Origin of the sequence: Rhodococcus baikonurensis (genome assembly GCF_040489275.1) — a bacterium.
Classification (GTDB): domain Bacteria; phylum Actinomycetota; class Actinomycetes; order Mycobacteriales; family Mycobacteriaceae; genus Rhodococcus_F; species Rhodococcus_F baikonurensis.
Window position 1 is genome coordinate 773,256 of the sequence record NZ_JBEUOQ010000001.1, and the last position, 14,735, is coordinate 787,990.

The 14,735-nt window shown below is 62.3% G+C and carries 16 protein-coding genes; 12 read left to right on the forward strand and 4 right to left on the reverse strand.

Annotation, left to right across the window (positions count from 1 at the left end):
• Positions 1 to 99: 99 nt before the first annotated feature.
• Positions 100 to 1,290, reverse strand: a complete 1,191-nt coding sequence (locus ABWI03_RS03930; RefSeq protein ID WP_240952832.1) for a PucR family transcriptional regulator — start codon at positions 1,288 to 1,290, stop codon at positions 100 to 102.
• Between the two features lie 228 nt (positions 1,291 to 1,518).
• Here ABWI03_RS03930 and ABWI03_RS03935 point away from each other — a divergent pair, with 228 nt between their 5' ends.
• Positions 1,519 to 2,394, forward strand: a complete 876-nt coding sequence (locus tag ABWI03_RS03935) for an SGNH/GDSL hydrolase family protein (RefSeq protein WP_298776834.1) — start codon at positions 1,519 to 1,521, stop codon at positions 2,392 to 2,394.
• A gap of 50 nt (positions 2,395 to 2,444) precedes the next feature.
• Positions 2,445 to 3,821, forward strand: coding sequence for a spinster family MFS transporter (locus ABWI03_RS03940; RefSeq protein WP_298776833.1), 1,377 nt, complete (start codon positions 2,445 to 2,447; stop codon positions 3,819 to 3,821).
• A gap of 49 nt (positions 3,822 to 3,870) precedes the next feature.
• Here ABWI03_RS03940 and ABWI03_RS03945 read toward each other — a convergent pair whose 3' ends face one another.
• The 3 genes from ABWI03_RS03945 to ABWI03_RS03955 form a co-directional block, all read right to left on the reverse strand.
• Entirely contained in the window at positions 3,871 to 5,121 is a 1,251-nt protein-coding gene (locus ABWI03_RS03945; protein WP_253253040.1) for a Tat pathway signal protein, read from the reverse strand.
• Positions 5,122 to 5,126: 5 nt separating this feature from the next.
• Positions 5,127 to 6,452 (reverse strand): lipase family protein, encoded by a 1,326-nt coding sequence (locus ABWI03_RS03950; RefSeq protein WP_298776832.1) that lies wholly within the window; start codon positions 6,450 to 6,452, stop codon positions 5,127 to 5,129.
• Between the two features lie 235 nt (positions 6,453 to 6,687).
• Positions 6,688 to 6,876 (reverse strand): hypothetical protein, encoded by a 189-nt coding sequence (locus ABWI03_RS03955; protein WP_166812676.1) that lies wholly within the window; start codon positions 6,874 to 6,876, stop codon positions 6,688 to 6,690.
• 58 nt (positions 6,877 to 6,934) lie between these two features.
• On the opposite strand from ABWI03_RS03955, the gene ABWI03_RS03960 reads away from it, so the two are divergent.
• The 10 genes from ABWI03_RS03960 to ABWI03_RS04015 all read left to right on the forward strand — a co-directional run bounded on the left by ABWI03_RS03960 (position 6,935) and on the right by ABWI03_RS04015 (position 14,730).
• Positions 6,935 to 7,126: a hypothetical protein gene (locus tag ABWI03_RS03960; protein ID WP_143538729.1), complete on the forward strand. Its 192-nt coding sequence runs from the start codon at positions 6,935 to 6,937 to the stop codon at positions 7,124 to 7,126.
• Between the two features lie 219 nt (positions 7,127 to 7,345).
• Positions 7,346 to 8,323, forward strand: coding sequence for a transglycosylase family protein (locus ABWI03_RS34175; protein WP_166812674.1), 978 nt, complete (start codon positions 7,346 to 7,348; stop codon positions 8,321 to 8,323).
• 84 nt (positions 8,324 to 8,407) lie between these two features.
• Entirely contained in the window at positions 8,408 to 9,142 is a 735-nt protein-coding gene (gene lepB, locus ABWI03_RS03980; protein ID WP_298776831.1) for a signal peptidase I, read from the forward strand.
• A gap of 107 nt (positions 9,143 to 9,249) precedes the next feature.
• Positions 9,250 to 9,603 carry a VOC family protein gene (locus tag ABWI03_RS03985; RefSeq protein WP_298776830.1) on the forward strand — a complete coding sequence of 118 codons (354 nt, stop codon included), beginning with the start codon at positions 9,250 to 9,252 and terminating at the stop codon, positions 9,601 to 9,603.
• A 53-nt stretch (positions 9,604 to 9,656) separates the two neighbouring features.
• On the forward strand, positions 9,657 to 10,706 hold the full coding sequence (locus ABWI03_RS03990; RefSeq protein ID WP_298776829.1) for a saccharopine dehydrogenase family protein: 1,050 nt from the start codon (positions 9,657 to 9,659) through the stop codon (positions 10,704 to 10,706).
• The gene (locus ABWI03_RS03995) at positions 10,703 to 11,287 is read left to right on the forward strand and encodes a TetR family transcriptional regulator C-terminal domain-containing protein (protein WP_095972813.1); all 585 of its coding nucleotides are present in this window, start codon (positions 10,703 to 10,705) and stop codon (positions 11,285 to 11,287) included. Before ABWI03_RS03990 ends, ABWI03_RS03995 begins: the two co-directional genes overlap by 4 nt.
• Before the next feature lie 21 nt (positions 11,288 to 11,308).
• Positions 11,309 to 11,935, forward strand: coding sequence for an SMI1/KNR4 family protein (locus tag ABWI03_RS04000; RefSeq protein WP_298776828.1), 627 nt, complete (start codon positions 11,309 to 11,311; stop codon positions 11,933 to 11,935).
• The gene (galT, locus tag ABWI03_RS04005) at positions 11,932 to 13,032 is read left to right on the forward strand and encodes a galactose-1-phosphate uridylyltransferase (RefSeq protein ID WP_298776827.1); all 1,101 of its coding nucleotides are present in this window, start codon (positions 11,932 to 11,934) and stop codon (positions 13,030 to 13,032) included. The genes ABWI03_RS04000 and galT overlap by 4 nt, the downstream gene beginning before the upstream one ends.
• Positions 13,032 to 14,162, forward strand: a complete 1,131-nt coding sequence (gene galK / locus ABWI03_RS04010) for a galactokinase (RefSeq protein WP_298776826.1) — start codon at positions 13,032 to 13,034, stop codon at positions 14,160 to 14,162. Before galT ends, galK begins: the two co-directional genes overlap by 1 nt.
• A 118-nt stretch (positions 14,163 to 14,280) precedes the next feature.
• Entirely contained in the window at positions 14,281 to 14,730 is a 450-nt protein-coding gene (locus ABWI03_RS04015; RefSeq protein ID WP_042446409.1) for an RrF2 family transcriptional regulator, read from the forward strand.
• Positions 14,731 to 14,735 lie beyond the last annotated feature (5 nt).

Sequence of the window (14,735 nt, forward strand, 5' to 3'; positions counted from 1 at the left end):
ATGTTGCATCCAGGTGTTCCTGGTCGCCCGATCCCCCTGGCCATGTCTCCCGGCCGGATCTCCAGCCCTCCGGCTCGTTCACCGAGAACCACAGACGCGTCATGTTCGGGAAGCGTCCGCCTCGATGCCGATTGCGCGGCGCGCTCCCAGCGCCATGGTGACGCGCACGAGATCCTTCGGCGACGACAGGTCAAGTCCCGTCAGGGAACTCGCCTTCCGCAGGCGGTACACCACTGTGTTCGGATGTACGTGTAGCTGCCGGGCGGTGGCGGCTCGATCGAATCCGGAGTCGATGAAAGATTCGAGCGTCTCGAGTACCGCACTATCGGACTCCAACGGCAACAACACATCTGCCAGTATCGGTAGAGCAGCGCTGGGCCGCGTCAGTTGGTACTCGACTGCAAGATCTTCGAGACGGACTACGCCACTGGTGCGTCCGTACTTTCGGGCGACGTTCAGCACCTCGCGCGCCTGAGTCACGGCTGCAGGAACTGCGACCGGTGCGGCGATATGTACGGCGGCCACTGTGGACGCACCGATCACCTTTTCGAGATCCCCCAACCGTCGACACAGCGTCAGATACTGCGGGCTCGACGCCCAGTTTCCCTCTGCAGGTTCCGATTCCACGATAGGGATCAGCACGGCTCCGCCACTGCTCCCGAGCACTCCGAGGGCTTTGTCCCGCCCCACCTGATCCAGTTCGCGTTGCAGGTGGCGCACCTTTCTCCGCTCCGCGACGGCAGTATCCACCTCGGTCGAGGACTCGTCGTCGTTCCGCTCGACGTGCAGCGCCACCACCCAGTACAGGCGCGCCAACCTGATCCCCACCTCGTCGGAGACTCGATCCACATCGACACCCGTCGAAAGTGCTACGAACAGCGACCTTCGCGCCGAATCCTCGTCCGTCTGGGTAGCGTGGTCGGAACCGTAGCCGGCCAGAACCGCGGACGTGGAGGCCGCGGTGTATGCATTCAAGAGTCGTCCGGTGCGCGCAAGTGCAACACCGTCTTCCGGAACCGCCCATTCGCTGATCGTCTCCCACCACAACCCTGCGGCCAGGTGATATGCGCGCAGCACCTCACCGAGCGGAACCAATTCCTGCGCCCGTTGACGAGCCGATTCACTGATGTCGGCGAGCAACTCGGGCGCCAGATCCGCGCCCGTCCGGAGCATCGAGATGAACAGTTCCAGGTTTCGCCTCACGATAGTGGTGACGTCGTTACGCAACGCCTCGTCCGGGAGCAACCGGTAGAAGGTGACGTCGCGGTGAACCAGGTCGACCGTCGCCATGACCAGCGGATGGGTGCGTTGCGCCAGCGATCGGCCAGAGATCTGCCGCCAACCAATATCGGCTCGAACGGCAGCTCTTTGTTCACAGACACAAAACCCTCCACAGAATTGAATTGCCATCACAAGGCCGACCTGCCTTTTTCCTATCACTATGTAACCCACGCCACTCTCGAATTCACAATCGGTGGCGTAACTGGAAGTCTCACTTTCGACCAATAGGAGCCTCGAGTGACGTGGAAGACGCGCAGCGCAGCCATTCTGGCAGGCGTCGTCGCTGCCGGTTCGATCGCCGCCATCGGGACCGGTGTGTCGAGCGCCGAGACGTCGGACAGTGTTGTCCAGTACGTCGCACTCGGCGATTCCGCAGCGGCCGGCCCACTGGTAAACGCACAGGACTCGTCGTCGCCGGGCTGCCTACGATCACTCGACAACTACCCTTCCGTAGTGGCGCAAAGACTCGGCGCTCAACTCACGGACGTGACCTGCTCGTCGGCGCGATCCGCCAACGTCACGGACACCGCACAACCGACGTTCTCCGGTCAAGTACCGCCGCAGGCAACAGCATTGGGTCCTGACACCGACCTCGTCACCATCACCATCGGCGCCAACGACATCTCGTTGTTCCCGACAGTTCTCAGCTGTGTCAATCCACTTCCCGAACCCACCGGAACTTCCTGCCGTGACAAGTTCACCGCGGGTGGCGTAGATCAGCAGCGACACATGATCGAAAATGTCTCCGCGGGTTGGGGTTCCATGATCGAATCGGTTCGCGACCGTGCGCCATCGGCACGCATCGTCGTGATCGGATACGGGACATACATCGCCACCGGCGGATGCCCCGGCACCCAACCGTTCTGGCCGCGCGACGCCGACTATCTCCAGAGTGTGATCGACTACGGCAACACTGTCATGGCAGCGACCGCTGCCCGTCACGACGTCGAGTACGTCGACATCACCGAAGCCACTGCCGGACATGACATCTGCACGGATCCGGCAACCGCGTTCTACACCGGAATCGTCCCGACCCAGCCGGCGGTTCCACTGCATCCCACCGCAGCCGGAATGCAAGCCATCGGCAACGCCGTCGCCGACGCTCTGTCCTGAGCCCTCCCCAGCACAATTCATTCAGCACTCGCGAAAAGGGTGGAACAACCATGTCAATTCAACGAGACGCTCCACCGCTGCCGTCCGTCGACGGCGCCCCCGTCGGAACCCGTGACAAACTGCTCGGCGGCACACTCGTCGCACTGTTTCTCGCAAACATGCTCAACTTCTTCGATCGGGCGATCCCCTCGGTCGTCGCCGAGCCGATCAAGAACGAGTTCTCGCTCAGCGACCTGCAATTGGGATTGATCACCTCTGCCTTCACCCTGGTCTACGCGATCGCCGGGCTGCCGCTGGGCCGGTTGGCCGACACGAAGAACCGGCCCAAGATCATCGGCATCGGCCTCCTGGTGTGGAGCGGCCTGACGGCAGCAACCGGTGCAGCCGGCAGCTACGTGCTGTTCATCCTTGCGCGCCTGGGTGTCGGCGTAGGCGAAGCGACGTTCACACCAGCGGCAAACTCCATGATCGGCGATATGTACCCGGCGGAACGACGCTCGCGTGCTCTCGGCGTCTTCATGCTCGGCTTGCCGATCGGTCTGATGCTCGCGTACTTCACCGTCGGCAAGATCGCCGAGGCCTTCGACAGCTGGCGGGCACCGTTCTTCCTCGCCGCGATTCCCGGTGTCCTTCTGGCAGTTGTCCTCTACCGCATGGCAGATCCGATTCGTGGCGGTTCCGAAAGTCCGGAGGCCCGCGCAGCCGCTGTTTCACAGGCACCGATCACGCGACCGATCCGTCGCCTGCTTGCAATTCCCACGCTCCGCTGGCTCATCCTTGCCGGACTGACCTTCAACTTCGCTGCCTACGCGGTCAATTCGTTCGTCGTCCCGCTTCTGATGCGCCAGTACCACCTGAAACTGACTGCTGCAGCGTCGGTCACCGGCATCATCGTCGGTATCACCGGCCTGATCGGATTGGTTCTCGGCGCCAAGTACGCAGACAAGGCCAGCGCACGCTCACCGCGAGCACGCTTGATGATCGGCGTGGGAACCTCGGCATTGGCAGCGCCTTTGACGGCGTTGGCACTTCTGCAACACGGCGGGAGCGTCGTGATGTTCACGCTCTTGTTCTCGGCCGGTTGGCTTCTGGCCTACGGCTTCTACATCAGCGTCTACCCTGCAATTCACGATGTCGTGGTTCCCAGGCTTCGCGGCACTGCGACAGCGCTGTTCTTCGCTGCCATGTATCTTCTCGGCGGATTCTCGGGACCTGTTGCTGTAGGCGCGATTTCGGACTGGTTCGCCAAGCGTGCGCTTGCCGACGCCGGTACCGGAAAATTGACTCAGTACGCCGGCGACGGGCTGAACTCGGCAATGTATCTCGTGCCGATCATGTTGGCACTCACCGCGGTATTCATCTACCTGGCCACGCGCACCGTCGGCAAGGACTCCGCGCGCATGCAAGCAGAACTGAGCCAGGCCTGATCAACTAGCTCACGGCGGTGGCGGGGCTCCCGAAGCCCCGCCACCGAAGTCAGTTCACCGTGATCGCAAGAGTCGACAGCACGGACCGCAGCATGTCCGGCAAGCGAGCGATCATTCGCTGCTCGGTAATTCGAACGGACACCGGCGCCGCCAGCGTCGATCGCCACAGTTCCGGCTGATTCTTCATCAAGTTGTTGTAGACCGGGAGCAACTGATCGTTGATGTAGGTCCAACGACCGCCCCGGTCAGCCCAGTTGAAGTCCGGAAGCGGTGTTTTCACAACGGCATTGCCCACCGCGAACGAGAGTGGGTTCGACTCACGCGGCGGCACGACACCCGGCATGGACGGTGATGCGGCGAAGGTGGTCAGGTAAGTCAATGAGCGACCGACGCTGCCACGGTAGGCCTTTGCCTCGTCCCACTGATCACCCACCGACTGGTACTGCTCCCGCCGCAGCAGACGCACGTTGCCGTCGAACACCGCCTCCGGTGTCCCCGAAGCGATGTTGGTCCACGCGGTACGGGCGTTCTCGTCGAGCAGCCCCGCACGATCGAGTTCGGCAATGCCGTCGACGCCGTCGTGAACCCACGCCATGTGCATCGGAATCAGATCCGAGAAGATGTGTTTGCTCATCGCGATCACCTTGCCCTGGAACCACATCACGTCCTCGGGACGAATCTCGTGGCCGACCTGGAGGAGCGCCGCGATGTCCTCGGGCGCTCCCATCGACGTCGTGATCGGCGATCCGACGCGGTCGACCTCTCGCCACACCAGTGCCATCGCTTCGCTGATCGCCTGGACTTCCAACACCACTCGCCCGTAGTCCAAGTCGAGCAGGCCACCGGCGAAAGCGGGCCCGACCATTCCGCCCATACCTGCCCACTGCAGTTCTCGATGCTCGAGTTGGAGTCGCTCGTAGAACTGGAAAGTGTTGGTCAGGTTTCCGAGATTCGCGTGTACCCCGTCGAACGGCGTCCACGACGCGAGATCGATACCTGCGGATTCAGTTCCCACTGCGAGCCAGTACTGCTTGAGGAGGGTCTGATAGCGGTACGGGTCTACACCCGACGCTCGGGCAGCATCGACCAGACTCCGCAGCGTCGCGGAATCCGACGGGAGTAGCGGATGCAGACCGCCCGCTGCTTCGGCGTTTGCGTTCACTGCTTCGAGGTCGAGGTACCTGTCCAGGTCACCAGTGCCCGCGGACGCCCGGCTTCCCAGTACGACCGCACCTCCGATACCTGCCGAAGCGACGAGAACTGCGCGCGCAAAATCCCTGCGCGTCAGAGACTTCCGCATGCTCATCACCCTTCGGCTTCGTCGAAGGTCTTTGCCAACCAGGCAATGTCCTGCATACCCAACTGATCGGTCACCGTCTTGTAGAGATCGGTCACGTAATCGAGCGGCCCGCACTGCGAGGGGATCAGGTCCACGTCTGCACCGCCTGTGCGATACGTCTGCGCCAATTGTTCTGCCTCGCTGAAGGGGACGAGAAAATCGTCCTCACAGGAGGAGATCAGAAGCTTGGAAGCCGGCGTCTGCTTTCCCAACGTGTTGTCCGCGTACGCCGCCGCCAGGGCCGGGATCGTTCGGGGAGCCGGGTTGGTCAGCAGGACGTCGAAGGGAACGAACGGGAGCCCGAGGTACAGCGCCTGGCACGAAGCGCGGAAGGCGCCGGCCACGTTGTGCCCGATCGGAGTGAGGTGATCATCGAGACGGATGTCGGGGTAACCCGCGTCGAATCCGAGAATGCTCGAGAAGACGAATCCCGAACCGATCCCTCCGGCCGCCGTCTCCTCGAACGTTGCCGGATCGATCATCATCGCCTGGATGGCACTGGCCTGGACGTTCAGTTCCGGCGCGTAGTCGTGCGCCTGTTCCGCGGCAAAACCTGCTGCGACACCGCCTCCGGCGACGCCGTAGATACCCACAGGTGTATCCGATTCGAGGCCGGCTTCAGGAAGCGCGAGCGCTGCCCGCACACCGTCGAGCGTCGCCTTGCCCGAGAACTGTCCGATCGAGAACGGGTGAGGAGCCGTGTCGCCGTCGTTGCCGACGTCGCTCATCATCACTGCCCAGCCGTGACCGAACATCTGCGCCACCGGGCCGAGCGCCGAGAACATCGCGGGGTCGCTCTGGTTTCCACCGGTCCACTGATGACTGGGCGCGCAGTTCGCGCCCAGGCTGTCGTTCGCCTCGGCGTATCCGATGATCTTGCGTTCACCTGGTGCAGTACCGTCCTCGGGGATCATCAGAATCCCGGTGCTGATCACCTGCCGACCGAAATGATCAGTGGTTGTGTACATGAGCTGGTGAGCCGAAACGACGTCCGGGCGGACCTGGTAAACCTGAACGCTCACCGGACGCGCCTTGAGAAGAGTCCCTGGGGCGGTGCCGGGCTCGATTTCAGGCTCGTCGAACCACGGATCGTCGGACGAGAGCCCGAGTGGAGTCAATTCGGTCGAGATGTCGGCGCCCTGAAGTGCCTTCACGACCAACGGGTTGAACACGTCGGCCAGGTCGACGGTCTCCTGCGCACCAGCCGGCGACCCCACCGCAAACAAGGCCACTGCCAGGGCCGATGCCGTTCCGGCGCGCCATGACCACCGTCGCCACGTCGAGTCAAACATCGTTCACGGGTTCCTTACTTTCGGGTAATGAGCACCCCTACACTCCCATTCACCTGCATTAACAGACAAGTCGGGCACCGATCCCTTGGCTGAATACCTCGATCGGGCACAGGCTGACGGCACCTGTTCGGCAAGTCTGCTGTGAGTGTTTCGGCTCGAACCATTGATCGCACCCGGCTGGTTCGACGGCCACCCGCTATGTCGTCGCGACGGCCGTGCTGACAATGCGCCCTGGTCACCACGCACCCTTGTCGACAGACGGCGAAAGACAGGCGGCGTACGAGACGCTGCCTTCGGCGTCCACTACGGCAAGAGAATGCCCTCCTGCAGTATCCAACTCTCCGGATACCGCAGGAGGGCTCATCCCCGGGCGCAGAACGCGACCCTTGGGGCGCGACACATCTCCCTCAAAAGGGTGCGCCATTCGTTCAATGTGGCGCCGGCGTGCCGCAAGCTCGGGGATCGACAGCGATCCTGTTTCGGTGTTGCTTCAGCATGGCAATCTGCGCTCGGCTGCACACGGGCCGAATGGCCTGTTCGGCTACCTGTATCCGCCCGGTATCGAATCGCCGACGACCGGGACACGGCAGCCAGTTGCCTTCAAGCGGCACCAATCGGCGCCGACTGCGTCGGTGGTCGTACTGCGTCGGTATCCGTACTGCGTCGGTCCGTAAAACAGGTATGCCACCGGGCCATTGAGCCGTTGTCGGCGATCGCGAAGAGCGGCCAATCTTGCCATGCCTCGAAATCATGACGTCGAAGCCAGGACCTTCACACACCGTCCGCCTCAATCACATTTCAGCACTGACGATTTCGCGAAACGCGTTGCGCAACACACCAGCCGCACGTCGAACCGCAATCGCTGTCCGTCAGACCGATCAAGGAAAACAATCATGGGAAATCACCGGAGAAACAATCGTTCTCACACCGCACGGTTCGTCACGATAGCCGCGGGAGCAGGCGCTCTCACAGTTGCCGGCGCAATCGTCGACACGGGCGTAGCCAGCGCACACGATTGGTCACAAGTGGCCATGTGCGAGAGTTCCGGAGACTGGAACATCAACACCGGCAACGGCTTCTACGGAGGGCTCCAGTTCACACAGTCGACGTGGGACGCATACAAACCGGAGGGTGCACCGGCTCGCGCCGACATGGCGTCGGTTGCCGATCAAGTCGCGGCTGCGGAGACAACCCTCTCAGCTCAGGGCATCGGTGCATGGCCGGTGTGTGGCGCCTACCTCGGCTGGGGTGGCACCACCCCGGATTCGTCCACTCGGACTCCATCGACCGAAGAGTCCGCCGAGGCTCTCCAGATGGCACCGGCGGCACCGCAGGCCGACAACATATGCAGGTGGGAATGGCCGGTCGACGGGATCATCTCCCAGGGATTCCATCCTGGGCACGACGGTACGGATTTCGCGGTCGATGTGGGGACCGTGCTCCATGCCCCGACCTCGGGCTCGATCTCAGTTGCCGGACCGTACGATCCCGGCGGATACGGAACTTACATCCAGCTGGAAGCGAACACCGGCGAACAGATCCAGATGGGACACCTCTCCGAAACCTGGGTGAGCGAAGGCGATCATGTCGAGGTCGGTGACAAGATCGGCGCTACGGGCAACACCGGGAGTTCGACCGGCCCGCATCTTCATCTCCGCATCCACAACAACGACGCTGTCGATCCTGTCGGCTTCCTGAAATCGGCGGGAGCATGCGATACAGCAGCGGGCGACGCGGTGACCGTGTCCGCGGGCGATACGTTGTCCAACCTGGCCTCTGCGAAAGGTTTTCGTTGGCAGGATGTTTGGGCTGCCAATGCCTGGATCGCCGATCCCGACCGGATATTCGTGGGGGATGTGATCAAATTCTGAAGCATGGCGGCCTACAGGTAGTTTCACGAACCGAGAAGGTGCGTATCGGGTCGGCGACTGGTGGCGCCATCTATTGTCGGAAGTGTGACGGAATCCGACGCCCACGAAGGCTCGACTGAATCGACGAAGGCTGCTCATCCGAGAAAACGTCCACTGTGGCGTGAGATTCTCATTCTCGTTGTCGTCGCCCTGGTTCTGAGTGTCGTCATTCAGAACTTCGTCGGACGCATTTTTCTGATCCCGTCCGAGTCCATGGAACCGACGCTGCACGGATGCACCGGATGCACGGGCGACAAGATCCTCGTCGACAGGATCAGCTATCGATTCGGGGATCCGCAGCCTGGGGATGTAATCGTGTTCAAAGGGCCCGAATCCTGGAACGACGAGTATCGATCCATTCGATCCGACAATTCGGTGGTTCGAGCGTTTCAGGGACTCGGGTCCGTCGTCGGCTTGGTCCCCCCGGACGAAAACGACCTCGTGAAGCGGGTTGTCGCGGTCGGAGGCCAAACCGTACAGTGCCTGTCCGAGGAAGAGGGGCTCAGAGTGAACGGCGAGCCGCTGACGGAGCCGTACATCGACAATCTCATCTCGGGCAACGGTATCCCTTGTCAGGGAAGATATTTCGGCCCGATCACCGTTCCCGACGGGAACCTGTGGGTAATGGGCGACAACCGTGCCCATTCGAAGGATTCACGTTTCCATCTCGATGACGAACACAGAGGAACGGTGCCGATCGACAATGTCATCGGCAAGGTTCAACTGATCGTCCTTCCCTTCTCACGGTGGGGAACTGTGAGCTCGTTCGATCCGCAGTGACAGATCGAATCAAGCAGGTAGCCCGCATCTTCGGACTACACAGTCGACACGACTCCGCATTCGGACGATCATCGAGCACATCTGTTGCCCGAAGGTAGGAGAACCACATGCGTACACGACGCATCACCGCCAATCTCAAAGTCGCCGATGTCGGAACCGCCAGTAGCTTCTACTCCGACTATCTCGGCCTGAGCACCGAAGAGTTCAACTTGGGATGGGTCGCTCGCTACACCTCCCCCGACACCGGGGCGCACGTACAGCTCGTCACGCACGACGCCACTGCGCCCGAAGACTCGGTCATCTCCGTCCACACGGATGACGTCGACGGCGCCTACGAAGAGGCGCGAAAGCTCGGCTACGAAATCGTGCACCCCATCACGACCGAAGAGTGGGGTGTTCGCCGATTCCTCGTCCGGGCACCCGACGGCAACGTCGTCAACATCGTGCGACACCGGGACTGAGCACTCGAAAACGCCATTCGACGTTTTAGGTCATTTGACCTAGAGTTGAGTGCATGACCGATTCATTGCAGTACTCAGCCGACGGCCCGATCCTCGTGGCCGGCGGATACGGAACCGTGGGCAGCGCTCTGACCGCCCTGCTCGCCGCAGACTTCCCGCTGCTCCTCACCGGGCGCACCCCCGAGCGCGGCAACGAACTGGCTCGCCGTCACCGCGCCTCCGTTCGTCGTTGGGACCTCCTCGACCCGACACCCTTCGACGCGTCGGTACGCGCCGTCGTGTCGACGGTCAACGATCCCCACGATCGTGTGTTGTCCGCCGCCGTCGAGGCCGGAATTCCCTACGTGGACATCACCCGCTGGACATCCCGCGTCGCTCGCGCCGCCACTCTGGCCGGCCAGATGTCGCCGAAAGCACCGGTGTACCTCTCGTCCGGATGGATGGGCGGCGTCACCAACATCGTCACCGCAGCATTGGCCGAGGAACTCGGTGGCGCAACCACCGTCGACGTCTCGATTCGCTACGACGTCAACGATATTGCCGGGCTCGACTCCGTCGACTTCATCGATCGCCTCGGCCAGGATTTCGAGGTGATGCAGAACGGCAACCCGATCACCGTCAGCCCGTTGACCGATACACGCTGGATCGACTTTCCCGGTTCGCGTACCAAGGTCGGAAGAATCGACACTCCGGAACAATTCACATTTCCCATGACATTGGGCACCGAAACTGCCAGTACTCGAATCGGTTTCAGTTCGAATGCATCCACCACCGCCCTACTTGCCGCCAAGAAGGTGGGCCTGTTTCGTTGGGGTCGCGGCGACCGCTTCACACCCCTACGACGTGGACTCCTGTACTCGCCCGGCAAGGGCGGGAGTGCGCAAGTACGCATCGACGTCACCGGTCCGAGGGGCACGACGAGCGCAACGATCGTAGATCCGCAGGGACAGGCTCACCTCACCGCGGTGGGCGGCGCGCTCGCCGTCAGACGCGCCTCGAGCGGCGATGCTCGGCCGGGAGTTGCTTTCCCCGAGTCGCTTCCGAACCCGCGCAGCACCGTCTCCGAGTTGGAGAACTTCGGGGTGGCAGTATTGCGGGCATGACCCCCTCCAAGGGTGCCGCCCGCGCGGCAGCACTTCTCGACGCAGCAGAACAGGTCCTCACCACGCAGGGCAATGCCAACTCGGCAATGCGCGATTTCGCAGCCGCGGCCGGCGTGCGAGTGGGGCATCTGCAGCATTACTACCCCACCCGCGCAGATCTGATACGCGCAGTGATGTCACGTGCATTGACCCGTTCACTGGATCGCCTTGCCGTCGTCACCGATACGGATCAGAGCTTGTCCCGCGAGGAATCCGAACACTTCATCGCAGTCCTGCTCGGAGAACAGGACGACGAGGCAACAGTGCGCTTGTACGTCGAAGTATGGGCGATTGCTGCGGCAGACGAGGAAGTGGCCGTGGTGGTTCGAGACTTCTACGCGCAGTACATCGCACACGTTGAGCGCGCTGTTGCGTGTGCACAACCGGATCTGGATGCGGTGGACCTCAGCGCAACGGCCCAGACCATCGTGAGCCTGCTCGAGGGTTCCGCCGTTCTCCGCTCGGGAATCACCGGCCGAAAGTCCGAGGCTTCGGACCGAAAGCTGGTGAACACGCTCCAGTACCTGATTCACGGGTCCTGACTCGGACGTATCGTAAAGCCCATGAGCGTTGCAAACGAATGGAGCCGAATCGAAGCGTGGTGCCGTACACACGCACCGGTGACGGCTGCAGCGTTTCAACCAGGGCTCGGTGACGCCGTCGTCGAGGAATTCGAAGCCTCGACCGGCGTCACGTGGCCCCAGGAACTTCGCGACCTGTACCGGGTGCACAACGGCAGCCTGACCCACGACGACCGGACGGGACTCTTCCTCGGCAGCGTGCTCCCCGACAAGTTCTTCTACCCCATCGACGTCGCAACCGAAGTGCGTCTCACTCTCCTCGAAACATGGGACGAGACGATCTACGAGAATCCCGACCACTACTCCGAGGACGAGATGGATCGACACGATCGACGCGACGCAGGCACTGCCGCAACCATGTTCATCCCCTCGTTCATTCCCTTTGCCGGACTGGACGAGTACCACTACTTCGTGGACACGCGCAGCGGCGCACTCCATCATTGTGTGACGGAGTACGCGTCGGACGCCACCGACAACGGCGGGCCGATCTGGGCGTCCATCTCGGTCATGCTGGCCGCCCATGCCGCTGCGTTGGAGACAGGGTCCACGATCGGAGTCTGGAAACCCGTTGTCAGCAAGGGTGTTCTGGAATGGGAAGTCGACGCATGACGTCGGAGCGGAACCCGACCCGCCGCTCCCTTGCCGACGGGCGTCAGATCTTCTACTTCGACGACGCCGGCCGTACCCGCGACCACACTGCGCGAGATACCCGCGAACTGCCGACACTCGACCACTCGTCTCGAATGAGGTACGACGTGCTCACCGGCGAGTGGATCACCGTGGCCTCCCATCGCATGACACGGACCCATCTCCCCTCCACTGCCGAATGCCCGCTGTGCCCGACCAACGAAACACGCACGCCTACAGAAATACCCGACGCGGACTACGACGTCGCGGTGTTCGAGAATCGGTTTCCGAGCTTTGCGTCGGCACCGCAGGATGGCGCCCCCAACACCGGAGACGGCCCGGGGGATCGCCCAGCCCTCGGCCACTGCGAAGTGATGTGTTTCTCGAGCGATCACACGGCGTCCGTCGCCGAACTTCCGCTCGAACGCATGCGCACGATTGTGGGTGCCTGGATTTCTCGGACCGAAGAGTTGTCAGCGGATCCGGTTGTGGAACAAGTCTTCTGCTTCGAGAACCGCGGCGAAGAAATCGGGGTAACACTCACCCACCCGCACGGACAGATCTACGCGTACCCGTATGTCACGCCACGCACCCGATCCATGCTGACGCAAGCAGACAAACACTTCGAGCGCACCGGGCGCTCACTACTCGCCGATGTTCTGGCGTCCGAGCGCGAGGACGGAACCCGGTTGATCTACGACGGCGATCACTGGAGCGCCTACGTCCCGATCGCCGCACGATGGCCCATCGAGATTCACCTGGCACCGCATCGCGACATCCCGGACCTTCCCTCGCTGAACGACGAAGAGCGCGAGGAACTTGCGGTCGTTTACCAAGATCTCCTGCGCCGTGTCGATCGCTTCTATCCGGGCATCGACCGGGTACCGTACATCGCTGCCTGGCACCAAGCTCCCGTCCGCATCGACCGACCTCTGAGTCGACTGCATCTTCAGCTGTTCTCGATCTTGCGCGCGCCGGGCAAACTCAAATACCTCGCCGGGTCCGAGTCCGCCATGGGCGCCTGGGTGAACGACGCCATTCCCGAGGCAGTGGCGGCCCGACTACGGGAGTTGAAATAGTGGATGCCGTCTCGAAAGAATCCGTGCTCCACCAGTTCATCGACGCCTGCGGGTATCCGGCAACCGGAGTTTGGGCGGCACCTGGTCGAGTCAACCTTATCGGTGAACACACGGACTACAACGGTGGATTGTGCCTTCCGGTCGCTCTCGAGCAGCGAACACTGGTTGCTGTCGCACTGCGCAGCGACGGCGTCGTCCGCGTGCACAGCCGGCAATCCGACGAGACATACACCGGGTCCATCGGCGACATCACAGCAGGATGGGCCGCCTACCCAACAGCCGTTCTGTGGTCTCTTGCGCTCGAAGGCCTCCCACTCGGAGGAATCGATCTGGCAGTCGACTCGTCGGTACCCGTCGGAGCCGGGCTCTCGAGTTCCGCTGCCCTCACCTGCTCGGTTGCGTTGGCCGTCAACGAACTTCACGATTCACCGTTCAGCCGTGACCAGCTCGTGCAAGCTTGTATCCGAGCCGAGAACGAGGGCGTCGGGGCACCGACCGGCGGCATGGATCAAACAATTGCCCTCTTTGCTCAGCCGTCGACCGCGCTCCTGCTGGACTGCCAGGACGGGTCCACCGAACCCATCCCGTTCGACCTCCACGGTGCGGGTTTCGAACTGATCGTCGTCGACACTCGGGTCAAGCACTCGCTCGCGGACGGACAGTACGGGTTACGACGCGCTCAATGTCTCGATGCAGCTACAGCTCTCGGCGTCGACAGTTTGCGAGAGGCTACTGCAAACCAGGCCGAGACAGTGCGAGACCCGATCCTCCGAGCGCGGGCGCGGCACGTGGTGACCGAGATCGAACGAACCCGAAGGGTCGCAGAACTCCTACGCAGCAACAGATTCAGCGACATCGGAGAGCTGCTCGACAACTCTCACGCTTCATTGCGTGACGACTTCGAGGTCTCGTGCGAAGAACTCGATGTCGCCGTTGCCGCAGCACGACGCGGGGGTGCGATCGGCGCACGGATGACCGGCGGCGGCTTCGGAGGCTCGGCCATCGCGTTGGTTCCGGAAGGAAGCGGTGCGGAGGTCATCGCGTCGGTGAGCCGCGAGTTTGCGGTGCGAGGTTGGCGAGCACCCCACTTTCTCAGCGCAACTGCCGGAGGTTCGGCCACCCGATTGTGAGCGAACGGTACGTTCGGCGCACTGAGGGCGCCAAACGTACCGTTCGCTCCGGTAGGGGCCCTCGAGATCCCCCTCACATAAATAGTCATCTCAGATGCGAATTATGTAGGTTCAGATCATGCAACTGACGCAGTTCACCGATCTGGGATTGCGCGTCGTCATGCGGTTGGCCGTACTCGACGCGGATGCCTCCCCCAGCACTCGGGATGTTGCGCAGCAGCTCAACGTGTCGTACTCCCATGCCACCAAAGTGGTTACACGGCTCGGCGAGTTGGGCATCGTCACAACCAGGCGCGGCCGCGGCGGCGGACTTTCCATCACCGAACTCGGCCGCACCGCCACCATCGGCTGGCTGGCCAGACGCCTCGAAGGCCCGGGTGAAGTCGTCGACTGCGAAGGCGACAAACCGTGCCCACTGCGCGGTGGTTGCCTCCTTCGGAGTGCATTGCGTGACGCTCAGGAAGCGTTTTTCGTCTCGCTCGACGCCGTCACGATCGAGGACGTCATCCGACAGCCGTCCAAAACTGTTCTGCTTCGCCTCACCACTCGTAGCGACGAAGCAGGCTGATCAAC